Origin of the sequence: Clostridium merdae, assembly GCF_900176635.1 — a bacterium.
GTDB classification, from domain to species: Bacteria; Bacillota; Clostridia; order Oscillospirales; family Acutalibacteraceae; genus Faecalispora; species Faecalispora merdae.
The window spans coordinates 70,761-95,370 of sequence record NZ_FXLN01000003.1 but is presented as its reverse complement, the minus strand read 5'-3'; the positions used below and the strand labels follow the sequence as shown (position 1 = coordinate 95,370).

Here is a 24,610-nt window from a genome sequence, read left to right as displayed (position 1 = left end):
GGAACGTTACCAATTTGTTCTTGATAATAATTTTTCATATGTTAAGCAGGTAGCTTTGAAATTTCAAGGCTACCTGCTTTTGAAGCTAGATGATAAGCAAGTTAATAGAACTGTTATAGCTTGAGGTCATTATTGTGACGTTAGATACGTTGTAAACATAGGTCTGCACTTCATAAGTGGAGGTTGTAGTGGTTGGAGCTACGTCTATATAAGTGTCTGATATATTATAGGTTATAGGATTTCCACCGGGACTATTAGTAACAGTTCCTGCTTGATTTATAGGATTTTGATAAAGCATGACCCCGTCACGATATAACTCATAGACCGAGTAAAATTGATAGAACTCTGTGGCAGCAATATACACGGTGAATGAGTAATTTACTTTCACTTGATTGCCTGCAGACACCGCTGCAGAAACAGACAATATAGGTACCCTTGTGCTTATAGGAGGATACATAGTCACATTGCTAGAGCTGACGTAGCTGGCCAATCGAACCCCACTCACTCCGGTTGGACCCGTATCTCCTGTTAAGCCAGTTGGTCCAGTCGGCCCAGTAGGACCCGTAGGCCCGGTCGCGCCAGTCTCGCCAACACCTGTGGGACCCGTAGGTCCAGTCGGCCCGGTTGGACCAGTCTCGCCAACACCCGTAGGGCCAGTCGGCCCAGTCGGCCCGGTAGCGCCGGTCTCGCCTACACCCGTGGGGCCAGTAGGACCCGTAGGCCCGGTTGGACCAGTCTCGCCAACACCCGTGGGTCCAGTAGGTCCGGTAGGCCCGGTTGCGCCGGTCTCGCCAACACCCGTGGGCCCAGTGGAGCCAGTCGGCCCTGTTGGCCCGGTTGCGCCAGTCTCGCCTACACCCGTGGGACCCGTAGGCCCAGTCGGCCCGGTCGCGCCAGTCTCGCCTAGACCTGTGGGGCCAGTAGAACCCGTAGGCCCGGTCGCGCCAGTCTCGCCAACACCCGTGGGGCCAGTGGACCCAGTAGGCCCGGTCGCGCCAGTCTCGCCAACACCCGTGGGGCCAGTGGGCCCAGTAGGCCCGGTAGGCCCGGTTGCGCCGGTCTCGCCAACACCAGTGGGACCAGTCGGCCCAGTCGGCCCAGTCGGCCCGGTAGCACCAGTCTCGCCAACACCAGTGGGACCAGTCGGTCCCGTTGGCCCGGTAGCGCCTGTATCGCCTACACCAGTGGGCCCGGTTGGACCGGTCTCGCCGGGTAAGCCTGTTGGTCCGGTAGGGCCAGTAGGACCGGTTGCGCCGGTCTCGCCAACACCCGTGGAACCAGTGGGCCCAGTCGGCCCTGTTGGCCCGGTTGCGCCAGTCTCGCCAACACCCGTGGGGCCAGTCGGCCCGGTTGCACCAGTCTCGCCAACACCCGTGGGACCAGTGGGTCCAGTCGGCCCGGTTGGACCAGTCTCGCCAACACCTGTGGGGCCAGTCGGCCCGGTTGCACCAGTCTCGCCAACACCCGTGGGACCAGTGGGCCCAGTCGGCCCGGTTGCACCAGTCTCGCCAATACCTGTGGGGCCAGTGGACCCAGTAGGCCCGGTCGCGCCAGTCTCGCCTAGACCTGTGGGACCAGTCGGTCCCGTTGGCCCGGTAGCACCAGTTTCGCCAACACCAGTGGGACCAGTGGGCCCGGTTGGACCGGTCTCGCCGGGTAAGCCTGTTGGTCCGGTAGGTCCAGTAGGACCGGTGGGACCTGTTGTAGAGTCATCCTCCTTTATTACCACAAGAGTAGCCGACAAAGGAATGAAAGTTGAATAATATACGATTGCATCACTTGCATTTACTAATGATACTGTAACTGGTGCAACAGTAACATCTATAATTCCCATTCCGACTACTTCACTTGTTTTAGCAGGAGAGTTTCCTTCCAGAAAATCTCCCTGAGAAGAAGAAAGTGCGAACACTATCCCGTTTGTAGATCTTGAGGATTGCGTTGCTACCCACCATTCAATCATATATCTTCCGGTTTCATTGAAGGTAATTATTCCGGTGAGAGCGTTGTAGTTGATATTTCCGGCAGAATAGACGATAGATTCAAAGAAAACGTTTTCCTCAACTGCAACGGAACCAGCACTGCTACGTTCTATTTGTAGTGCAATATTACTCATAAACATTCTCCCGTATTATATTTTTCATTAAATTAACTATTTGGCTTAATAAAACAGCGCTTTTCATAATATGTTAAGTTTTTTTGACATGTCCCATGCGTGTGAGTAAATTTGTTTTGTTAATAATTGTGAGAGTTGCTGAATCGAGGTTCGCATAAGGCAAGCTTCATAAAATGCCATATAGCAAAGAAATCCCCTTACTGATAGTTACAGTAGAGAGGATTTGATTGATAATATTAAAAAATAGAAATAAATAATTCTTTATTGAAACAAATTAATTTAACTATAACAAAGAAACCGCAATAACATAACGTTATTGCGGTTTTGGCGGAGAAAGAGGGATTTGAACCCTCGCGCCAGTTACCCGACCTACTCCCTTAGCAGGGGAGCCCCTTCACCACTTGGGTATTTCTCCAAATTATTTTATTTTAGGTTTGTCCATAAAAATGAATGGCGGAGGGGAAGAGATTCGAACTCTTGGTCCCTTGCGGGATCACTAGTTTTCAAGACTAGCTCCTTAAACCACTCGGACACCCCTCCAACACAAGGTGCGAGAGTTATGATACCATAACTTGTATGCTATGTCAATGGATTTTGCGCAATTTCTATGCAAAAAGTGCTGGTTTGTTCTGTTTTTTTCGATTTTATCCTTATTCTTTTAGTAATTGCCAGCGTTCCTTATAATCTGGCAAAACAGACGCTATCAGTGCGTAAAATTCTTTCCCATGGTTTTTATGGAGAATGTGTGCTAGCTCGTGAACCACGACATACTCTATCGCTGGCGTGGGATAGCGCATCAACCGCCAAGAAAAGCATAGCTTGTTTTTGGGGCTGCAACTGCCAAAGCGAGTTGCGGCGCCTGTAATTTGGATACCGGTAGGGGCAAGACCCATTTGTTTGGAGTAATAGGCGACTCTCTCCGGTAAAATTTCTTTTGCACGCAACAAAAGCTGCTTTTGCTCCTCCATAGTTGGTTCAGGGTGTTGGAGCGCCCGTTCGCGCTGGCGCTCCATGGCGTCTGTTATCCAGCTTTCACGCTGGGCCACAAATTCTTCAATTACCGCTTTCGAACAGCGCATAGGAGCTCTTACAATCACCTGTGTATCTCGGGTGACCTCTAGTGAAAGGGTCTTGCGTTTGGAGCGAATGAAGGTATATTCCGGTAGCATATGCCATCCTTTCTCCGTGTAGGTTAGTCGATTAGGTGGTGCGCATACCATTTGTTACCCTTTACACGGTGATAGAAGATGATTGCGCGAACACCCCACTCAATGATCATAGCAAGGTAAATGCCAATAAGACCAAAGCCAAGCGGGATTGCCAGCAGCCAACCGCTTGCTACGCGCAAAGACCACATACAGATAAGTGCAACAATGGAGCTGAACTTGGCGTCTCCTGCCGCTCGAATTGATGCTGGTATAATAAAGCTAGGGGACCATACAAAGGGCATGGCGAGTGCCGTTACAATTACAATACGGCGTATCTCGGGTATAATCTGCTCCGGCGGGTTGAAAACTCCGATAAGACCTGGTAACAGTGGCTGTACAAGCACCAGCATAAATACATAGCAAAGACTGGAGAGTATTAAAAAGGAACGAATGAATTTTCGGGAATCGTCAACTTGCCGCCGACCCATACACTGACCGATGATGGTTACAGCTACCTGACTAATGGTATTGCTCGGAATTTGCAGAATCATAATAATCGACCAGCAAATTGCGTTAGAAGTAATCGCCAAGGTTCCAAGCGCAACAATAAAGGTTTGCGTGAGCAGCTTGCCACCGTTAAAGAATACCTGCTCTGCGGCAAAGGGGAGGCCGATAAACATGATTTTACGAAGTATATCGCGGTCTGGGCGCAAAGCGCCTTTGTAATTAAAGTGAAGCGTATCGTCTAAGCGGATTAGAAAGATTAGGGAACAGAGCGCACCTAGCCAACGTGCAATGTTGATGGCAACTGCCATTCCGATAACCCCCCAATGGAAGACGGAAATAAATAGTAGGTTGAGCAGCACGTAAGATACGTTTGTAATGAGTGTGAGCGCCAAGGCGGGGCGGGTACGACCTACACCACGCAGGCAGCATACACTGCCTTGGTAAATTCCAAATGCAGGGTAAGAAAGAACACTGCCGAGCAGGTAAAGCCGGGCATTTGAAAAAACCTCTGCATCGGCACTGCCGAACAACAGCCACAAAACAGGGTCTCGAAATACAATCAATATAAGAGCCATGGCAAGCGCCAAAAGGGGCACTGCAGATACCGTTTGTTCCGTAGAGCGTGACACCATCTCGTTGTTATGGCTTCCTTGGTACTGCGCCACAACAACGGTTCCGCCGGTTGCCACCGCAACTAGAACAGTAGTCATGAGCAGGTTGAGGGAATCCACCATGTTAACGGCACTGATCGCATTCACACCTGCGGTGCTGATAAGTGCGGTGTTAAAAAAGTTGATACCCAAAATAAATGCCTGCTCTAAAAATACAGGGAGAGCCAGGGCGAGAATCTGCTGGTAGTGAATACTCTTACCAGATAGGTATTTTTCTAATAAATAAATTGATTTTTGTTTTATAATATGAAGCGTTTTGCTGTGCAATAAAATCACACCAATTCCTTTATAGCTATAATGGTCTAGGGTACGATACAAGTACCGGCGAAACAGGGGCTGTCCACCATCGGACTGGGACGCAAAGCGCAAGAAATTAAAAATAAACGTAGTAATGTGTTATACTATACAACGAAACGTAAGGTTTGTCACGGGATAACGAACCCAAAAGAAGTAAAAAATTCATTCTAATTTCAGGCACTTTTGCTTTCACATATAAAGAGTTGCCAAATAAAGTGAAATTGTTACAAGCCTTATGTTGGTAGTTATGATATGGAAGTATTCGCTTTCTTGGTTTTATGTTATAATAAAGCAAAGCTTTGAATGTATAGAGGTTATGAAAGCAGCTGCTTTCATAACCATCACAGCGTAAGCAAAAGTAAAGCTAAAAATTGAAATCTTCTTATTTATTATATCGTATAATTATGCGCAAAGTGTTGCTGTCTTTATAAATAAAAGAGTGAAATCGTAATTTTTCTCTATGCTAATTTGTTGTCTGATAGAAAGGGTGTACAGTACTAATGGATGGAACCCAAAGAAAAAATATAACGGTTGGCGCATGTGTGGATGTGGTTCAAAAGCAAGACCAGCGAACGGGCAAATTAACCCGAGGGCGTGTTTCTCGCTTACTCACCAAAAGCCCAAGCCACCCTCACGGAATAAAAGTAATGCTGGATTCTGGCATTGTAGGCCGAGTACAGCGTGTATTAGAGCAACAGGAGGAAGCATAATGGAGTTATTGTTTGTGTGCTACCCCAAATGTACTACCTGCCAAAAAGCAAAGCGTTGGCTTTTGGAGAATGGCATTGCAATACAGGAGCGCAACATCAAAGAGCAAAATCCCTCGAAAGAGGAGCTTGCCCAGTGGCAGCTTGCATCCGGCTTGCCTATGCGTAAGTTTTTTAATACCAGCGGCTTGCTTTACCGCGAGCAGCAGCTTTCGAAAAAACTGCCGGGAATGAGTGAAGAAGAGCAGCTCGAGCTGCTTTCAACGGATGGAATGCTCGTTAAGCGACCAATTGTAACTGATGGCAAAATTGTTTTGGTTGGTTTCCGAGAGAAAGAATGGGAAGAAGCACTACTGAAATAATGGGTAAAGAAAAAGACCCAAAACAGCGGATATCATCCTCCACTCCTTTTTGAGTCTTTTTACGGTTATATGCTTTTGCATTTTGTGTTTTTCGGGTTACGGGGTTTAGGCCGCCCCAATTGGCACGCTTTTGCAGGTCTAGCTTTCTTCGCTGCGATTTACTCATTTTATCCCGTGGTATCATTTTATCCACTGATAACACATCCTTTCTGTATGTTAGTATAGCACAAAAATAGAGAAAAGTCACATTCAAATGGCTGCTTTTAGGGTATGGTAAAATGTGCGAAACTGTGCTATACTTCAAATGTAAGAATGGTTATCATTTTATGAGCACTGAAAGGGGAACAAAGCATGAGAAGAGCAATTCGTAAAACAGTAACCGGCAGCACACAGTACGATGGTGCGGGGGTGCGCTTGGTGCGTGTGATTAGCCGACCGGACGTAGAAGAATTTGACCCTTTTTTAATGTTAGACGCCTTTGATTCAACAGACCCGGCAGATTATGTGAAGGGTTTTCCGTGGCATCCCCATCGTGGAATTGAAACGGTCACTTACCTCATAGAGGGTACCATAGAGCACCAAGACAGCCTCGGAAACCGCGGCAGTATTGATAACGGCTGTTGCCAATGGATGACGGCAGGCAGGGGAATTTTGCACCAAGAGATGCCGAAGGAAAGCCCCCGTATGCTAGGCGTTCAGCTTTGGCTGAACCTACCGGCAAAGGATAAGATGACAGTACCGAAATACCACGACATTCGGGCAGAGCAGGTACCCGCAGTAGAAAATGATGCAGGTATAACGCGGGTAATTGCCGGTAGCTACAAGGGAACCAATGGCCCTGGGCAAGGGGAATATGTTCCGATGACGATGCTCGATGTAGAGCTAAAGCCCGGCAGTGAGTGGACGTGCACGACGCCTACCAATCATACCGTCTTTTTATATGTGGTGCGTGGGGCGGGCAGCTTTGCCGAGCAGAATGGTGAAGTTCCCGAAAAGCATGCGGTGCTTTATGGCAAGGGCGATGAGTTTTCTGTAACCGCGAGTGAACTAGGTGTGCGTTTTCTAGTATTCAGTGGCCCTGAACTAAACGAACCCATTGCGTGGGGAGGCCCCATTGTAATGAATACGCGCCAAGAATTACAGCAAGCCTTTTTGGAGCTGGAGCAAGGCACGTTTGTAAAAGATTGAGAAGTGAAGAAGAGGAAAGGCGAGCCAAAGCAGGCTCGCCTTTCCTTTTTAGAGAGATTAGTTTTCGAGGGAACAATCGCTTAATTCGTTTTCTTTTGCTTGGCGAAATAATGCTCCATCGCCTGCGACAAGAATAAAGACAGCCCTTCGCCAAAGCGGTCAATGTTATCTGTAAATCGAGTGTCATTTACATAAAGCTGGCCTAGCCCTGCAAAGGCTTCTGGTGAGTAGTGGTAGCCAAAGTTGTCGTTCAGAAAATGATAATACACATCCATCTGTTCCATTACCTCGGGTGAGTCTGGCGGCAAATGGCGAACCTCGGCAAGTGTACGGAATAGTTCGTTCATTTGCTCTGAAAGAGCTTCTTGCCCCTCTTTCCCTAATACGGCAATTGTTTGGCTGCTTTTTTCAACGGCCTCTTCGCCCCAACGGTGTTTGGCTTCCTCTTTATAAGGATTTTTTGAAAGGTCAAAGCCCTCAAACTTTTCTTTTGGTGTCATGGTGATTTCTCCCTTCCATGTTTGGTGAGTTTTGAGTAGGGTATTGAGCATGGTGTCAATCCGTTTACGCTCGTGCATTAAATACTGTTTTTGAATCTCAAACGCTTGTTCTTGGTTATACCCGGGGTTTTCGAGCATTTCTCGGATGACAGAGAGGGGGAATCCGCATTCCTTAAAGAATAGTATCTGCTGCAGCCGGTTCAAATCTTCGTCGGAATACTCCCGGTACCCGTTTTCACGGTTTCTTTTCGGGATTAAGAGGCCGATTCTATCATAGTGGTGGAGCGTGCGCACGCTTAGGCCAGTTAGACTTGCAACCTCGTTGATATTCATTTGAAATTCCTCCTCTCAAAAAGAATCATAAGCTATGACGCCGCGTCAGAGTCAATACCTAAATTAAAATAATTTAAATGTTATAAAAAGAAAACGGAGTAACTCTTAACAATAGAGTACCCCGTTTTGTGATCAATTGAAAGTAGATGAGATTATTACGCTCTGGTATCCAACCGGCTGCCAGTGCTTTCTATGCCCGTTGGTAAAGAGGGCGAAAACCGAATGCCTGAAATCTCACGGTAATATTTGTCCTCCGCAGAGTTCAGTCGATTTAGAAAGCTGCTGCTCATCATTTGTTCCTGCGGTGTTGCTGTCCAAGTCCATCCATATGGGTTATGGCTCATCACTGTTTGACCAAGTGGACTGCACTTTAAATCAAAGGTGTTTGGCTCTAAATCTGAGCCGGTTACCACCATTGTGCCAGAGTTTAGAGAAATGTTGTAACGGCCGTCCTTGGTTGGCTTTTCCATACGGTCTTTTTGATTTAGATAATCAATAATATTTTTTGGTCCATTAACGTTTTTATTGGGTTCATTGCTCGATTTGTTAAAATATTGCTGCGCTTCGTTTGCTAAAGCAGCTCGATCGGGCGATACGGCAGAAATATACTGAGCCCTTGCATTTTCAGCAACAGACCATAGCCGGTTATATTTACTGTCATCCTGCTGGTAATGTGCTTCCGCCAGTAATTTTGCCAGATTATCAATAATAGAATCAAACTCAGTATCGGATGGCCGTTCCATTCCTTTATGCGGGGTAGTATTCCAATTGGGAACATCTAATTTGGATCCGGTATTGGATTTCCCCTTTTGTATTTGAGGGGATTCACTCACTCCTAACGTATACATTCGTAACCTCCAGCTTGTTTGATTCTTACTTACTCCCTTTTTATATCGACTGTGTTTTAGAATACTTAATACACAATTGCGGTTTCTCTCAAAAATACTCTAAAAGAAAAAGGATGCTGCGTAAAACAGCATCCTTTTTCTTATCATAATAATTCGATGATTATTTGGAAGGAACAACGGCACCTGCGTAGGTGTCTTCAATATACTTTTTAATGTCATCGCTTTTAAGCACTTCGATAAGAGCCTTAATTTCGGGCTTGCTTTGGTCGCCTTCACGCACTGCAATTACATTTACATAAGCAGTAGCAGCCAGAGAAGCATCGGATTCAGCCGCAAGCGCGTCAGCAACTTTTAGGCCGCCTGCAATGGCATAGTTACCATTAATAACGGCAAGGTCAACATCAGGCAGAGAACGGGCGGTTTGTGCCGCTTCAATTTCCTGAATCTTCAGGTTCTTTTTGTTCTCAGTAATATCATTCTTGGTAGCGGTGATTCCGGCATCTTTCTTCAGCTTAATCAGACCCTGGTCTTGCAGCAGAAGAAGTGCACGAGCTTCGTTTGTAGTATCGTTGGGAACAGCGATGGTTGCGCCGTCTTTCAAATCGGCCAAGGCTTTGGTTTTGCCTGCATAAATGCCGAATGGCTCGTAGTGAATATCTCCGGCAGAAACAAGGTGTGTGCCCTTTTCCTTGTTAAAATCATTGAGGTAGGTAATGTGCTGGAAGTAGTTTGCATCCAGCTCCTTGTTTTCAAGTGCAAGGTTGGGCTGTACATAATCGTTGAATTCCTGAATGTTCAGTTGGTAGCCCTTTGCTTTGAGAAGCTCGTTTGCTTTCTTCAAAATATCTGCATGAGGTGTGGGGGAAGCACCAATTTTAATGGTTTTCAGCTCTGCTGCTGAACTAGAGCCGGGTGCTGCAGCTGCACTGCTGTTGGAAGAACCATTGGAGCAGCCAGCCAGAGCTGAAACAGAAAGAGCTGCCACTAATAGTAGAGAAAGAATTTTTTTCATAATAATATACCTCCATACGTTTCGTATCTGTTTTAGAATTTGCGCTTGTCACTTCTACTGGCGAAGCGCATGCCGATTTCTTGAAAAATTTGTACAAGTACCACCAGCAGAGCAACGGTAATAAGCATAATGTCTGTTTGATAGCGGTAGTAGCCGTAATTCACCGCAATGGCTCCAAGACCGCCGCCGCCTACAAATCCCGCAATTGCCGAATACCCCAAAATGGTAGCGAATGCAATGGTTGCACCGTTAATTAAAGAGGGGAAAGCCTCTGGTATAAGCACCTTCTTAATAATTTGCCAGTTTGAGGCACCCATAGAGTGAGCCGCCTCAATCACACCTTTATCAACCTCCATTAAGGAGGATTCCACCATTCGGGCGATAAAGGGAGCCGCCGAGAAGGTTAATGGAACAATAGCTGCTGTGGAACCAAGCGAGGTGCCCACAATAGCACGTGTTACCGGAATAATCATAACCATTAAAATTAGGAACGGAATGGAACGTGTAATGTTTACAATAATGTCTAAGGTCTTATAAACCGGTGCATTGGGGCGTATACCATCTTTTGCGCTGATTACAAGCAGTATGCCAAGCGGCAAACCAATAATGTAACTGAATATAGCGGAAAAGAGCGTCATATAAAGCGATTCGCCTATGCCAACCAGCAGCATTTGAATCGTTGCATTATCCAACATGGCCGGTCACCTCCTCAACAGTTAGCCCACGTCTTTGCAGGTAGCGCAGCATATTCTCCCGTAGGGATTCTTGCTGGGGCACCTGAATTACGATTTGGCCAAATGCCTTCCCGTCTATATTTTTCGTGTCCGCATAGATAATATTTACGGGAATTTTAAACTCCAGCACCATATCTGCAATAACGGGCTCAAAAGAGGAGTTACCGTCAAATACAATGCGGTAGCTGGTGGAAGAGGCGTCTTGAGCTGAGAAGGGTTCGCTCTTGCGGCCATCCGGGTAAACCAGTTTTTGTGCCGCCGCTGTTTTGGGGTGAAAGAAGATTTCTTCCACACTGCCAACCTCGGCAATATGGCTCTTGTCAATAATCGCAACGCGGTTGCATATTTGCTCGATGACACTCATTTCATGCGTAATAATGATAATAGTTATGCCCAGCCGCTGGTTAATGTCTTTCAGCAAAGCCAAAATAGATGCGGTTGTGGTGGGGTCAAGTGCACTGGTGGCTTCGTCGCAAAGCAGAACCTTCGGGTTTGATGCCAAAGCCCGGGCGATGGCTACTCTTTGCTTTTGGCCGCCAGAAAGCTGAGAGGGGTATGATTTTGCACGGTCAGAAAGCCCAACCAGCTCCAGAAGCTCTGTTGCACGTTTTTTAGCCGTTGCTTTGTCTACGCCTGAAATTTCAAGCGGAAAACAGATGTTATCTTCTGCGTTACGCTGCATCAGCAGGTTGAATTGCTGAAAAATCATCCCCATTGAACGGCGTACTGTACGAAGCTGAACGTCGTTTAACATGGCAATGTTGTTGCCTTCAAACAATACACGGCCAGCCGTGGGGCGCTCGAGTAGGTTAATGCACCGTACCAAAGTACTTTTACCGGCGCCGCTCATACCGATAATACCGAAAATATCCCCTTGCTGAATTTGCAGATTAATATCTTTTAAGGCGTGAACAGTGCCGTTTTTTGTTTGGAATGTCTTTTCCAAATCTTGAATCTCAATCAAGTTTTGAGATGCCACAAGATTCCCTCCTTTTCTACAATAACCCTAATAGTATATACCAAAATGCGCAGTTAGTAAATGGGGAGCATCGCGGTTCAAACAGGGTTTTGTAAAAAGAATTCTCTTGCCAGCTCAAATGGAATTTGTGCGGTTGCAAGTGTTCTAAAATGCTCATCATCACAGCAAAAGTGCGCGCGTTTTGCTGTGTGGCCGCCAAGCATTTTACAAGCCTTGCGGGTATTGTTTATTTGTTTCGCTCTTGTTTAATGGGGATACATTTATTATAGGAACCGTTTCCGTATTTGTCAACGAAAAAGTCATATAAGACATATAGGGTTTATCTATTTAGTGGTATAGCTTTAATGTATGACTCCGCTATTTTTCAATGCGCAGCCTATAATTCGGTTGCTTTTTGGCAGTTTTGCGCTGTTTTCCCTCTGCTTTTTTACGCTGGCGGCACTTTGCGAGATAATTTGAGGTTTCGTCTATGACTTCGCCACTCAGTAGGAACAGTGCAATTAGGTTGGGGAATGCCATCAGGCTATTGAAAATATCGCTGATATTCCACACAAGGTGTAAATCCAGCGTACAGCCAGCAATGGCGGAAAGGGCAAATAAAATGCGAAACGCAGGTACAGCCCGGTTACCAACTAGGTAGCGTACCCCACATTCGCCGTAATAAGACCATCCCAACAGGGTTGCAAATGCAAACAGAGTGATACAAATAGAAATGAGTACCCCACCATAGTTGCCGAATACAGACGAAAAAGCCGCCGCAGAGAGCGCGACTCCGTCTTTACCGCTCTCCAGACTACCGCTGCATAAAATAACGAGTGCTGTTATCGTGCACATAATAATCGTATCGAGAAACACTTGGAAAATGCCCCACATGGCTTGTTCCACCGGTTCTTTCAGCGTACTGCCGGAGTGCGCCATTACGGAGCTGCCAAGCCCGGCTTCGTTGGTAAATACTCCACGGGAAACGCCGGTTTTTAATGCGTTTGCCATGGCGGCGCCGCCAATTCCACCCGCGGCTTGACGCAGGCCAAACGCTTCTTCTATAATTTGTTGAAAAACCGCTGGCAGTACCTGACGGTGGCAAAATAGAACAATGCCAGCCGCAACGAGGTAACCGATTGCCATAAAAGGTACTAGGAATTCTGATACGCGGGCAATGCGGCGAATGCCCCCAAAGGTCATAATAATTAATAAAACAGCAAGCACCACGCCGGTAACGGGCAGAGCAATGCCAAAGCTGTCTTGCAGAGCACCGGCAATGGAGTTTGACTGCGCCATGTTACCCATCCCAAATGATGCCAGCACACAGCCAATGGAGAACATAATAGCAAGCCCCCGGCTGTGGATGCCGCGCTCCAAATAATACATTGCGCCGCCCATCCAGGTGCCGTCTGAATTTTTAATTCGGTATTTCATGCCTAGAACGTTTTCAGAGAAAATGGTCATCATTCCAAGCAGTGCAGAAATCCACATCCAGAATATAGCACCGGCTCCGCCAATTGTTATGGCTGTGGCGACCCCTACAATGTTGCCAGTTCCAATGGAGCCTGCCAGTGCGGTAGAGACCGCCTGAAAGGGTGAAATGCCCTCCTTACTACGTGACTCTCGGCTTAAAAGTTTACCAAATGTATTTTTAACCCACAAACTACAATGAGTAAATTGAAAGAAGCCAGAGCGAAAGGTGAAATTGGCTCCCGCAAGCAAAATGGCAGCGAGAACTGGCCACCCCCAAAGCAGGGGATGGAGAATATCGTTTAGTTTTTCAATTGTCGCAGAAATGTTCAAAAAAAGCGCCTCCTCCTACAACCTGTACTAACAGGTGTATTCAAAGACGCATTTTTTCATTCGTTGAAAAGGGGAAGAATCCAATTATAGTGCTTCAATTTCATCTAGCCACAAACGGGAGCTTGCATCACTCGGCATGCGGAAGTCTCCGCGTGGAGAAAGGGTGACCGTTCCCACCTTGGGGCCATCCGGCAAGCACGAGCGTTTAAATTGCTGGGCGAAGAAGCGGCGGTAAAAAATCAGCATCCATTTTTTGATGGTCTGGTCATCGTAGCTTCCTGCAAACGCCATGCATGCCATACGGTAAATCTTTTTTGGGTGGAAGCCGAAACGCAGCATATAGAACAGGAAGAAATCGTGCAGCTCATATGGGCCAACCAAATCCTCGGTCTTTTGAGAGATTTCTCCGTTTACCGGAGGAAGAAGCTCGGGACTTACCGGGGTATCCAAAATATCAAGCAGCAGCTCCCGTACCGTGGGTTCGCTATATTCGGCGGCATGGCGTACCAAGTGGCGCACTAAGGTTTTGGGAATAGAGGCATTGACACCGTACATAGACATATGGTCGCCATTATAGGTTGCCCAGCCAAGTGCAAGCTCTGAAAGGTCGCCGGTACCAATAACGATACCACCCGTTTGGTTTGCAATATCCATTAAAACTTGCGTGCGTTCTCTTGCCTGCGAGTTTTCATAGGTCACATCGTGAACCTTGGGGTCGTGGCCAATGTCTTTAAAGTGCTGTTCTACCGCGGCAGCAATCGAGATTTCGCGGAAAGTAACGCCAAGGCTTTCCGCAAGCCCAGAAGCGTTGTTTTTGGTACGGCTGGTGGTACCAAAGCCTGGCATAGAAACAGCGGTAATTCCCTCACGGGGAATGTGAAGTGAATCGAATGCTCGTACCACAACCAGCAAAGCTAGTGTGGAATCCAGCCCGCCAGAAAGGCCAATTACGGCAGATTTGCCACCGGTATGGCGAAGACGGGTTTTCAGCCCCTCTGCCTGCATATTTAAAATCAGCTCGCAACGCTCGTATAAATCCGCAGAGTCGGAAGGAACAAACGGCAGGCAGGGGAAGGTGCGGTGTAGCTCAAGAGGAGCGGGACTTAGATTGAACGGAATGGTTGTACAGCCGCTGCCGCTCTGCCAAGTGGTCATGCGGCGGCGTTCCTGCACCAAGCGCTGCAAATCAATATCGGCACACAGCAATCCGGTGGTAAATAAAGGTGCCTCCGCCAACAGATTGCCATTTTCTGCAATCAGGTTATGCCCAGAGAATACCATGTCTGTTGAGGATTCTCCCTCGCCCGCGTCTGCATACGCATAGGCAGCTACCAGCCGCGCAGATTGACCCGCAACGAGGGAGCGGCGGTAAGAGGCTTTGCCGATGACTTCATCGCTCGCGGAGGGATTTACAATAATGGTAGCGCCGCAGGAGGTCAACTTTGCGGAGGGTGGTTCAGGCATCCACAAATCCTCACAAATTTCTACTCCTAGAACCAGTTCTGGAATCGAGCGGCAGCAAAACAGTAAATCACCGCCAAGCAGGGTGTTTTGCCCACAAAACGAGATTTCACAGGTGGCGGGCGAAGGCGAAAAATGGCGTGCTTCGTAGAACTCGGAATAGTTTGGAATGCTGCGCTTGGTGGCCAGCCCCAAAATTTTACCCTGATGGATTACTGCGGCGGTATTATACAGCTCTGCGTTGAGTGCAACGGGAACCCCAATTACCGCAATGGTTTGCATATCTCGTGTTTCTTTCAGAATACGAGTGAGTGCCTCCTGTGCGCCCTCAATTAAGGTGCTGTCGCGAAACAAGTCGCCGCAGGTGTAGCCAGTGATGCACAGCTCGGGGAAAACAACAACGCCTACCTTTTGCTGTTCCGCCTGACGCATCAGTTCAATGATGGCTGTGCTGTTGTGCTGGCAGTCCGCAATGCGTATCACCGGAGTAGCAGCGGCTATTCTGAAAAAACCGTCTTTCATTTCAAATATTCCTCCAATTGGAATGGCTCATTGCTCAAAAATAGCAAGCCTTTTCCGTAATCTAAAATAAGTAGAGTGAGTACAACGGAGAAAAGGGCGCGCATTCGGCGCGCCCTCATTAACGGGTGGAATAATTCTCTTTTAGTGCTGGGGGACACACTGCAACATCCGGCATATAGCGGCGCATACCTTGCAGTGTAAACTGCTTGCTGCTGCAATAAAAAATACCGCGGCGCACACGGTTCAAGTTACTTAAACAGTTCGCGCCCTTTCGCTCTCTCAGGTGCATTTTCAAAACATAATACACACAGCAAAATCCGGTTTTACGGCAAAGAGCACGGTAGGCTTTTTCGTAGTCGGAGTAAACCCCCACGCTCTCGAGTGTGGTTCGAACCATGGCAGTAGCGCGAATAAAATCGTTAATCTTGTCCGCGTTAATGGTAGCCAGTGTACTTGTGCTCTGCTGGCTATAATAATACAGCGCTTTGTCTATAACGGCAACCTTGTTTGCATGAGAAAATAATTTATTCGCAGTCGCCAAATCTTCAAATGCCATGGTAGGAAAGGTAATATCGTAATCGGTAAACAAAGTTCTCTTATAAATTTTATTCCAAACCAGACTTTGAATCTGGGTGTCATGCAAAAGCTTGTTCATAGCTACATCACGGCTGAAAACACCGTGGCAGCGGAAGGGGTACTTGTACAATACATCGGAACGGACAAAATGGTAATAATAATAGCAACAGGCAATGTCCGCATCGTTGTCAGTAGCGGCGTGGTATAGTTCCTCCAAAAAGTAAGGGGAGACATAGTCGTCGCTGTCTACAAAACAGAGGTATTCTCCTCTGGCCTGTTCCATCCCGCGGTTGCGGGCCATCGACATTCCGGCGTTCGCCTGGTCGATTACAACAATGTTCGCATAGTTCCTCTCAAATTCGCGAAGAATGGCAAGGGAGCCATCCTTAGAACCGTCATTAACGGCTATAATTTCAAAATCTTGAAATGTTTGGTGAACCAGAGTGGAAAGACACTTGCCGATAAAAGGCTCCACATTGTAGACGGGAATTACCACGCTGATTTTGGGGTCTTTCTGATTGTTATGATTCGGCAAAGCTCATTTCTCCTTTCATTCAAGTCTTAGTATCCCGCTTTTCATGTAAATTGATACATGACGGCTGCGGGAACAGGCAATTGGCCCACTCAAAGGCAGTTATTGGCCTGCCTCCACTTGTTCGGAAGCATCTGGAACCTCAGGATCGTTTTGCGAGGAAACTGGCTGAGAGGATGACGTGTGGGAAGATGCCGGAGCCTGTGAGGATGGTGCATGGGATGCCGGTGCAGAGGAAGCTGGTTTGCCTGCCGCCGCTGAAGAGGCTGGCGGCGCAGAGGAAGCAGTAGCGGAAGATGCCGTACCTTCCGTTCCGGGACCCACTTTATAAATATTCGCAATGGCTCGGTAATAGCTGTTTGGAAGAGCTTCTGTTTTTACAACCTTACCATCACGGTAGAAAATGCGTTTTGCAGAGGCCCGAATGCCGGCGTTTCCCTTGCGGTCAAGTACCTTTTGGCCTTTTTTCAGGCTTTGGTCTACCACAAATTGGTCTGCTGGCTGTGCAACGGTACCAGTATTGTTCGAAACCACCTCAATGGAGTCGTAGTCCGGCGATTGGTAGCCATATAACGTAACCGTTACCTTAGTGCCGGTCATGCCTGCCACAATGTACACCGGGAATTCGGTAGGATTTTTAAATTGAAAATCCAAATAAGGGTAGCTTACGGTTGCATCAAGACCCACTGGCACATACGACGACTGCCACATGTGGTTGGAACGGTTTGTAATGGCCATGTTCGAGCGAATCGCGGCGCCATATAAAGTGGAAGAAACCTGGCAAACACCGCCGCCGTACTCCATTACTTTTTTTCCACCGGAAATCGCCACAGCCTTGCGATAGCCGTTTTGCGGCAGGTTAGTGTCTCCCGTAGCGGTATTAAATGAAAATACAGCACCAGGCTTAATGACTTCGCCATTGATGGCGGAAGCCGCCAGCTTCATATTATGGTTGCCATCCGCCGAGTTGGTAGATGTAGTGGTGTAAGTACCCAGCTTTTGCATGTGGCCTTGTAGGTGTGCCTGCGTTACGTCGAAGGCAACTGCTTTTACCGGAACGGCAATGCTGCCTGATTCATTATTTTTCACCAGTGCGTTCACTTGTGAAAAAAGAGAATCGCTTTCTACCGCAAGGCCATCTTTCCCGTCTGCATAACGGAAGGTAGCGGTCGTGGTGTCAAACGATGCAACGGTAGCGTTAACAGGTGCAACGTTCACGGCTTTCTCAATTTCTGCCAGCTTTTGCTTTAAAACCGCTTCGTCGTGTGTGGGAGTAAGGTTATATTCTTTATGTGATGCTTTTAGTTCTTTAATTCGCTTTAAACGCTCTTCATCGCTACCAGTTCTGGCATAGGCATACGCTTCGTCTAACACTTCTTGTGTATTAAAGCGGTACCCTAAATCCTGCGCGGTGAGAGTCCAGTTCTTATCTTCATAAGAAAGCTCTATATTAATTTTAGGCAAAAATTGTGGCTCAGCATCCGTTACGGCTTTCAAAGCCTCTTCTTTGCTTTTTCCGCCTAATTCAATACCGGCTACAACCGTACCGGTGTAATAATGATCCGTTTGCAAAAGATTGTTTTCGTTGCGCTGTTGTTCTTGCTGTTGGTAATAGGAATAACCGGCAAATACAGCGCCTCCTAAAATAAGAATGCCCGCTGCTGCAGCCAGTAGTTTTTTCCAACCGCCAGAGGCATTTTTGCTGTGTTTCGGGGAAGAAGAATATAAGTCATTAAAAGAATCCTCTTGTTGTGTTCGAGCCGTTTGGTTCATGCGTTAAATCCTTCCTTCCTTGAAACCAATAATCGTAATGTTAGATAAATAGAAAGCCAGAAAATAGCTGAAAAAAATAATAACAATAAGGCTTTTCGCGACTCTATTTTATCGCCTTTTAAAGAGAATGTAAAGTTACAGCTTTTACATAAGTTTCAAAACTCCCTTTTTTCCGTAAAATATTTACAAATGGAGGCTTGAAACTTAGTGGGAAATACTATATTGTATAAATACGCGGCTCTGCGGCAAGAAATGCGGCAGACTAGCGAAATAGTACAGGCATAAAAGCAAATTTGCTTTGACTGTGCTGTTTTGCGGAAAGTAGGCCTTTTCTTTTTCTGCACGGCCGGAATTGTATTTTAAAATACGCAGAACGGAATTGTTCCGCTCTGACAGGAGGAACCTTCAGGTGAAAATACTCATTTTATCTGCGGCGACCGGAGGCGGCCATTTACGAGCATCCCACGCAATTGAGTCGTACCTTTTGGAAAACACCACAGATGTTGAAGTGAAAGTGGTGGATGCACTAAAAACCATTCACCCAATATTAGATAAAACAGTATGCGAGGGATACCATTTTTTAGCTACCAAAACGCCGAAAATGTTTGGTTTGCTGTACCAAAAATCGAATGAAGAAAGTCCACTGGCACAAATGGTGCCAAAATTTAACAGTTTGTTTGGCGTGCGTTTAATGCCGCTGTTGGAGGAATACCAGCCGGATGTTATTATTGCCACACACCCCTTTGTTACCGAAATGGTTTCCCATTTAAAGGAAAAAGGGCATGTAAAGGCACCGCTTATTTGTGTAATGACAGACTACGGCCCGCACAAGGCATGGATTTCAGACAAAGTAGATGCTTACATTGTCTCAAATGAGGACATGATTCCCGATATGGAAGCAATGGGAGTTCGCCGCGAGATTGTGTTCCCGTTTGGCATTCCAGTTTACGATGTGTTTTTTGATAAGGCAGATAAGGCTGCTCTACTGGAAGAGCTGGGAATGCAGCGCGATGTTCTGACCATTTTAATTATGGCGGGCAGCTTTGGTGTTTCAAACATCCTGCAAATTTATGAAGATATTGTCTGTCTCGACTTCCCGTTCCAGATTATTGTAATTACCGGGCGCAACGAAAAATTGTTCCAGGCATTTGAAGACAAAATTGAAGAGTGCCGCATAAGCCCAAAAAAAGGCTGCAAGCACACACGCCTTGTTTTCTTTACCAATGAAGTAGAAAAGTATATGCACGCGTCCGATTTAATCATTACAAAGCCCGGTGGCCTTACGGTTTCAGAAGCGTTGGCTTGTAATGTTCCGCTGGCGGTGTTTGATGCAATTCCCGGGCAGGAGGAGGATAACGCAAACTTCCTCATGAGCCACGATATGGCGGTTCGTATCCGTAAGGGTGACGATTGTGCTGGTACTATTTCTGAATTGCTGCAAAACCGTGAAAAGCTTGAGAAAATGCGGCAGTCCTGCCAAAGCTTTGATAAATCGCAGTCTTCCAAAAACATCCTCTCACTCATTTATGAATTGGTGGGCAGGGAAGAAGCAATTGAGGAAATGAAATAAAGAGAGAGAGTTTCTTTCGCTGTTGCAAAGGAACCCGGAATATTCACAAAAGGGAAGCCCCAACCGTAGTTTTACGACGGTTGGGGCTTCTTATTGCATAAAAGAGGAATTTGCACGAGTAAAACGAAAGAAAATAGCTGGCAAAATCACTCTTTTATAGCTGATTTATTGAGCCGGGCCCAAAATTTTTTCCATATTTTCCAGTTGGTCAATATGAACGATGGTTACGACCTTATCACCGCCCTGCAGCATGGTTTCACCACGGGGAATCAGCAAATCGGAATTGCGGATGATGGCAACGAGAACGCATTCCGTGGGGAGCTGAATGTCTCTTAACAGCTTGCCCTGTACCGGGGAACCGGGGCTTACCATGCGCTCAATCAGTGAGTATTTACCGCCGTGCAGCTTTAAGAGGGTCATCATGTCGCCCATCGACATTTCTTCTGCCACCAGGCGTGCCATCAAGTCTGCCTGATTTACAGCCGCATCCACACCCATAATCGGGGTGAACAGCCATGCGTTTTTGGGGTTGTTTACGCGACCAATCACACGGCGAACGCCATATTCCAAACGAGCGAGTGTGCCAATTACGAGGTTGTTTTCATCGGAACCGGTGACGGCGGCCACAACGTCCGCCTCACGAATACCAGCAGTTTCTAAAAGCAGGGGTTCTGCACCATTGCCTTGCAGAATCGTATCGTGCGGCAAAACCTTTTTTAGTACCTCAATACGGCTGTCCTTTGCCTCAATAATTTTAATGGAATGGCCTCGTTCAATTAACAGCGTTGCAAGGTAGCAGCCTACCTGCCCGCCGCCAACAATTATAACCTTCATGTTTATATCCCCCTCACATCGTTTTGCCAAGCAGCTTACGGAGCTGGGCACCAGAAGCAGACGTTTCTGCAATATACACTACGTCTCCCTTTTGAAAAACCGTGCCAGTAGTGGGCAGCAGCGTTTTGTTCTGGCGTTCAATCGCAACTACATGGATGTCGCCTACCACGGTTAGTTCCGTTACCCGGTGACCAACCAGCAGGGAGGGAAGCTCAACACGTAACAGCTCTGCCTCGCCACTGCCGAAGCTGTAAACCTGGTTGAGGGTGGAGTAAGAGAGGAGGTCTGACGCACGCTTAATTCCCCATGTGGTAGAGGAAAGAGTTTGCACGCCGAGCCTCTTATAAATTTCAGCCTTTTCACGGTCATACAACCGTGCAACCACCTTGGGAACGTGGTAAATTTCTTTTGCAATACGAGCAATTACGGCGTTTGATTCGTCGCTGGAGGTAAAAGCCGCCAGCGCATCGGTACGCTCAATTTGCGCCTTTTGCAGTACGTCTTTGTCAAAGCCGATGCCTTCTACGGTTTTTCCTTGAAATTGTTTCCCTAGTTTTTCAAACGCTGCTGGGTCAGAGTCGATAACCGTAACAGAGTGACCGGCTTTACTCATGGCCTGCGCAAGGCCGGAGCCGTTGCGCCCGCACCCTACAATAATAACTTTCATCGAATAGCCTCCCTTTTTGCGTCTTTCGGCATTGTGTGATTGGGTTTATTATGGTGGTTTGCCTTTTTGCGGTCAGACCAGCGGAGGTACGCTTTGCGGGCTTCGTCTAAGAGAAGCATGGCAAAAGGAATAAACAGAAGCATACCTAGGTGGCTTAGCGGCAAGGGCGCTGTATTGAACAGATTCTGCAGGAAGGGCAGCGGCAGCACGACAAGGCATGCAAGGAGTGTAAACTCTACCGCTATGCCGATTAAAATTAAGCGATTGGTAAATACACCAATTTTAAAAACGGACGTACGGTCAGTACGGCAGGCAAATACAGCGCCAACCTGTGACAGAACAATGGCTGCAAAGGTAATGGAGGTGGTCATCCGATACGCAAGTCCATCCGCAGCGAGCGGTACAGCGGGCCAGCCCATCAGGTAATTGAGGAAGAAGTAGGCTGCAATACCGAAAATTGCTTCCAGCATACCGTACCAGAGAAATGCCCGAATAATTAAGGGGCGGTTGAGCAGTGCGTCCTTGCTAGAGCGCGGGGGTGCGTCCATGACGCCTTCCTCCGGTGCTTCAGAGCCAAGACCCATTGCGGGAACCATGTCGGTTCCAAGGTCAATCGCAAGCACCTGCATAATGGTTAACGGCAGAGGAATCAACCCGCCAGAGAACAAGTACAATACCATGGGCACGGCACAGGACATATTACTGGTGAAGATATACAGCACAAACCGGCGGATGTTGCTGTATACGGCACGGCCTTCTTCAATCGCGTTAACAATGGAAGCAAAGTTGTCGTCCGTTAAAATCATATCGGCGGCTTCTTTGGCTACGTCTGTTCCGGAGCGACCCATCGCCACGCCAATGTCTGCCTTTTTCAGGGCAGGAGAGTCGTTCACGCCATCACCGGTTACGGCAACAATCTGCTTCATGTCCTGCAAGGCGCTTACTACCTGTAGCTTTTGCTCCGGTGCAACGCGGGCGAATATCACTTCATCCTTGAGAGCATCTTCCAGCTGAGGCTGGCTCATTGTCTCTAGCTCCAGCCCGGTAATAATACGGGGATGGCTGCCAGAAACAATGCCGATACGACGTGCGATGCTCTCCGCGGTGAGGCCATAGTCTCCGGTAATCATAATGATTCGAATGCCAGCTTTATGACATTTTTTTACGGCGGCGGCAACCTCGGGACGAGGCGGGTCTACCATGGCAATTAGGCCAAGGAAGGTTAAATCCTGCTCAATCATTTCGGGGGTGTATTCGCTCAGGCTGGTTGGCAGAGCAATGTCACCAGTCAATTCGCGAATTGCCACTGCAAGTACACGCAATCCCTTTTTGGCGTATTCATCGTTAATGGTCATGATTTGGCTGCGCTCGTCTTCGCTCATAGCGGCGACGGTGCCATTTTTACGCTGACGAGTGCACAGGTCGAGCACTTCTTTCGGCGCGCCTTTTACAAAGGCGATGCGACTACCGCTCATGGGCTGGTGAATCGTGCTCATGCGCTTGCGGCTTGAATCGAAAGGCAGCTCACGCAGGCGGGGAATCGAAGTTGCAAGCTCATCTAAGTTAAGGCCGTTTTTCTTTGCAACGACCAGTAGTGCGGCTTCGGTGGGGTCACCAAGAACGGTGTAATGGTTGTTTTCTTCATTGGGAGGGAGAAGCCTTGCGTCGCAGCACAAACCGGCTCCAGTTAACAGCTGGCTTAAGTGGCTGTTGTCCTTGTCGGCAGGGCTACCATTTTCTTCTAAAATTTGGCCGCCCTCAGCGTTATAGCCTACTCCGGTTACTTCCAGATTGCGGCCGTCCAGCCAAATGTTGCTAACCGTCATTTCATTCTGCGTTAACGTACCAGTTTTGTCGGTGCAAATAACGGTGGTACAGCCCAGCGTTTCTACGGCAGAAAGGCGTTTGATGAGTGCGTTGCGTTTTGCCATGCGCTGTACGCCCATAGCGAGCGATAGAGTAACGGTGGGGAGTAAGCCTTCTGGGATAAATGCAACCATCATACCCAGTGCAAAAATAAATGCGGCCACTACCTGAGATTTTGCAAGGAAGATTGCTAAAAGGAAGAATAAAATACCAATGGAGACCGCAATAGCAGAAACCTTTTTTGTGAGGTTACCCATTTCTTTTTGCAGAGGACTCGATTCATCCTTTAGGCTTTGCGTTAAACCAGCAATACGGCCAAATTCTGTGTCCATTCCGGTGGTGCAAACAATGGCTTTTCCGGTACCGGAAGAAACGGTAGTGCCTGCAAAAACCAGGTTCGGGGATTCTGCGGTGGAAATGTCGGTGCGAAGCACTTGGTCGCGCCCCTTATGCACGGGGTTTGACTCACCAGTTAACGTAGATTGATTCACACGCAGGTCGTTGTCTTCCACAAGGCGCGCATCGGCTGAAATCATATCGCCTTCGGAAAGCAGCATAATGTCGCCGGGAACAAGGTCCTCTGCGAGCAGGCGAACCTCTTCACCGCCACGCAGAACACGAACGTAATCTGGCAAAAGCTTTTTAAGTGCCTCGGTTGCTTTTCCAGCTCGAAACTCCTGCCAAAAGCTGAATAAACCGTTGATGACGTTAACCATCCACACGGCAATTGCAAGCTCAGGCATACCGGCTATGAATGCCACAATACCGGCAAACCATAGCAGAACTGCCATAAGGTGTGTAAAGTTCGAAAGGAACTTAAAAATGAGCGGCTGTCCTTTCTTTTCTTGCAGGGTGTTTTTTCCGTATTTTTTCAGGCGTTCCTGCGCCTGCTCGGAGGAAATACCCTGTTGGGTGGTCTCCAAAGCACCAAAGACCTCTGCTACGGGTAGCTGCCGTATTTTACGAGGGAGATCATTTACCGGGGGTGCAGCCGGTTGAGTTGTGTTTTGTTCTTTTTGTTTCGTCATCGTTCTGCTCTCCGTTCCATAACATGTATAATTCCGTTGGGATCCCGCCGGGTAGTAAATGCGAGATGAAGCGGTTCATTACAGTCTGATTCATCAAACGCGCAGTTGCCGTCTGGAGTGAGACTGCCTAACCGGTTCAAATTGTATCTGGCTGGCAAATACGATGGATCCAGTGCCCAAGCGGACCGATAATGCCGCATCGCTCCGAGGACGTCGTTTTCCTGCTCCAAAAGTATCCCCATTAAATTATGGGGGTGCGGTGCATGGGGGTAGGTTCCCATGGCGTTCGAAATCAGCTGTTCGCATTCCGTGTAATTTTGTTCTTCCAACAGCAGCCGGGCTTTTTGGCAAAGCAGGCTCAGTTCTTTTTGTTGAATGGTTGTTGCGGATTTCATTCTGTATCACCTCGTTTGTCTGCCTTTCTCAATTTCCGTTCTTATTGTAGCGGAGAGTGTGTGAGTTGCGTGTGAAAAGGCAGACATAGGTGTGAGAATGCTGTGAGGATCCATATAAAAGATGAAATATTGATTTTTAAATAGAAAAAAGACCGTATAACGGATATTGTTCCGCATACGGTCTTTTTCATGAGTTATTTCA

At 47.5% G+C, this 24,610-nt stretch carries 20 protein-coding genes and 2 tRNA genes; 4 read left to right on the top strand and 18 right to left on the bottom strand.

Features of this window, described 5'->3' with window-relative positions; genetic code table 11:
- Positions 1-85 precede the first annotated feature (85 nt).
- The 5 genes from CAN90_RS13655 to CAN90_RS02325 all read right to left on the bottom strand — a co-directional run bounded on the left by CAN90_RS13655 (position 86) and on the right by CAN90_RS02325 (position 4,715).
- Positions 86-2,113 carry a collagen-like domain-containing protein gene (locus tag CAN90_RS13655; protein WP_187138283.1) on the bottom strand — a complete coding sequence of 676 codons (2,028 nt, stop codon included), beginning with the start codon at positions 2,111-2,113 and terminating at the stop codon, positions 86-88.
- A 325-nt stretch (positions 2,114-2,438) separates the two neighbouring features.
- Positions 2,439-2,528, bottom strand: a tRNA-Ser gene (locus CAN90_RS02340).
- Between the two features lie 36 nt (positions 2,529-2,564).
- A tRNA-Ser gene (locus CAN90_RS02335) sits at positions 2,565-2,653 on the bottom strand.
- 110 nt (positions 2,654-2,763) lie between these two features.
- Positions 2,764-3,282, bottom strand: coding sequence for a M48 family metallopeptidase (locus tag CAN90_RS02330; protein ID WP_085832230.1), 519 nt, complete (start codon positions 3,280-3,282; stop codon positions 2,764-2,766).
- 23 nt (positions 3,283-3,305) lie between these two features.
- Positions 3,306-4,715: an MATE family efflux transporter gene (locus CAN90_RS02325; protein WP_278335032.1), complete on the bottom strand. Its 1,410-nt coding sequence runs from the start codon at positions 4,713-4,715 to the stop codon at positions 3,306-3,308.
- 521 nt (positions 4,716-5,236) lie between these two features.
- On the opposite strand from CAN90_RS02325, the gene CAN90_RS02320 reads away from it, so the two are divergent.
- From CAN90_RS02320 to CAN90_RS02305, 3 genes are all read left to right on the top strand, one after another.
- Positions 5,237-5,446, top strand: a complete 210-nt coding sequence (locus CAN90_RS02320) for a YwbE family protein (protein ID WP_085832228.1) — start codon at positions 5,237-5,239, stop codon at positions 5,444-5,446.
- Positions 5,446-5,805: an arsenate reductase family protein gene (locus tag CAN90_RS02315; RefSeq protein WP_085832227.1), complete on the top strand. Its 360-nt coding sequence runs from the start codon at positions 5,446-5,448 to the stop codon at positions 5,803-5,805. The genes CAN90_RS02320 and CAN90_RS02315 overlap by 1 nt, the downstream gene beginning before the upstream one ends.
- Positions 5,806-6,156: 351 nt before the next feature.
- Complete coding sequence (locus CAN90_RS02305; RefSeq protein WP_085832225.1) at positions 6,157-6,993, top strand: pirin family protein; 837 nt, start codon at positions 6,157-6,159, stop codon at positions 6,991-6,993.
- Positions 6,994-7,073: 80 nt separating this feature from the next.
- Here the strand turns inward: CAN90_RS02305 and CAN90_RS02300 are convergent, their stop codons facing one another.
- The 9 genes from CAN90_RS02300 to CAN90_RS02260 form a co-directional block, all read right to left on the bottom strand.
- The gene (locus CAN90_RS02300) at positions 7,074-7,826 is read right to left on the bottom strand and encodes a MerR family transcriptional regulator (protein WP_085832224.1); all 753 of its coding nucleotides are present in this window, start codon (positions 7,824-7,826) and stop codon (positions 7,074-7,076) included.
- 155 nt (positions 7,827-7,981) lie between these two features.
- Complete coding sequence (locus CAN90_RS02295) at positions 7,982-8,674, bottom strand: hypothetical protein (RefSeq protein ID WP_085832223.1); 693 nt, start codon at positions 8,672-8,674, stop codon at positions 7,982-7,984.
- A 160-nt stretch (positions 8,675-8,834) separates the two neighbouring features.
- Positions 8,835-9,686: a MetQ/NlpA family ABC transporter substrate-binding protein gene (locus tag CAN90_RS02290; RefSeq protein WP_085832222.1), complete on the bottom strand. Its 852-nt coding sequence runs from the start codon at positions 9,684-9,686 to the stop codon at positions 8,835-8,837.
- A 32-nt stretch (positions 9,687-9,718) separates the two neighbouring features.
- Positions 9,719-10,381, bottom strand: coding sequence for a methionine ABC transporter permease (locus CAN90_RS02285; RefSeq protein ID WP_085832221.1), 663 nt, complete (start codon positions 10,379-10,381; stop codon positions 9,719-9,721).
- On the bottom strand, positions 10,371-11,399 hold the full coding sequence (locus CAN90_RS02280) for a methionine ABC transporter ATP-binding protein (RefSeq protein WP_085832220.1): 1,029 nt from the start codon (positions 11,397-11,399) through the stop codon (positions 10,371-10,373). Before CAN90_RS02280 ends, CAN90_RS02285 begins: the two co-directional genes overlap by 11 nt.
- A 357-nt stretch (positions 11,400-11,756) precedes the next feature.
- Positions 11,757-13,184, bottom strand: coding sequence for an alanine/glycine:cation symporter family protein (locus tag CAN90_RS02275; RefSeq protein ID WP_085832219.1), 1,428 nt, complete (start codon positions 13,182-13,184; stop codon positions 11,757-11,759).
- A gap of 84 nt (positions 13,185-13,268) precedes the next feature.
- Positions 13,269-15,167, bottom strand: a complete 1,899-nt coding sequence (locus tag CAN90_RS02270; protein ID WP_085832218.1) for an NAD(+) synthase — start codon at positions 15,165-15,167, stop codon at positions 13,269-13,271.
- A gap of 118 nt (positions 15,168-15,285) precedes the next feature.
- A complete protein-coding gene (locus CAN90_RS02265; protein WP_085832217.1) occupies positions 15,286-16,278 on the bottom strand; it encodes a glycosyltransferase in 993 nt (330 codons plus the stop codon).
- A 99-nt stretch (positions 16,279-16,377) separates the two neighbouring features.
- Complete coding sequence (locus CAN90_RS02260) at positions 16,378-18,048, bottom strand: VanW family protein (protein ID WP_085832216.1); 1,671 nt, start codon at positions 18,046-18,048, stop codon at positions 16,378-16,380.
- 409 nt (positions 18,049-18,457) lie between these two features.
- On the opposite strand from CAN90_RS02260, the gene CAN90_RS02255 reads away from it, so the two are divergent.
- Positions 18,458-19,618 (top strand): MGDG synthase family glycosyltransferase, encoded by a 1,161-nt coding sequence (locus tag CAN90_RS02255; RefSeq protein ID WP_085832215.1) that lies wholly within the window; start codon positions 18,458-18,460, stop codon positions 19,616-19,618.
- 165 nt (positions 19,619-19,783) lie between these two features.
- On the opposite strand, the gene CAN90_RS02250 is transcribed toward CAN90_RS02255, so the two are convergent.
- Genes CAN90_RS02250 through CAN90_RS02235 form a run of 4 tightly spaced genes read right to left on the bottom strand, consistent with a single transcriptional unit; the run spans position 19,784 to position 24,408 of the window.
- Positions 19,784-20,452: a potassium channel family protein gene (locus tag CAN90_RS02250; RefSeq protein ID WP_085832214.1), complete on the bottom strand. Its 669-nt coding sequence runs from the start codon at positions 20,450-20,452 to the stop codon at positions 19,784-19,786.
- A 13-nt stretch (positions 20,453-20,465) separates the two neighbouring features.
- A complete protein-coding gene (locus tag CAN90_RS02245) occupies positions 20,466-21,119 on the bottom strand; it encodes a potassium channel family protein (RefSeq protein ID WP_085832213.1) in 654 nt (217 codons plus the stop codon).
- Positions 21,116-24,013 carry a cation-translocating P-type ATPase gene (locus CAN90_RS02240; RefSeq protein WP_085832212.1) on the bottom strand — a complete coding sequence of 966 codons (2,898 nt, stop codon included), beginning with the start codon at positions 24,011-24,013 and terminating at the stop codon, positions 21,116-21,118. Before CAN90_RS02240 ends, CAN90_RS02245 begins: the two co-directional genes overlap by 4 nt.
- Positions 24,010-24,408, bottom strand: coding sequence for a hypothetical protein (locus tag CAN90_RS02235; protein ID WP_085832211.1), 399 nt, complete (start codon positions 24,406-24,408; stop codon positions 24,010-24,012). Before CAN90_RS02235 ends, CAN90_RS02240 begins: the two co-directional genes overlap by 4 nt.
- Between the last annotated feature and the right edge of the window lie 202 nt (positions 24,409-24,610).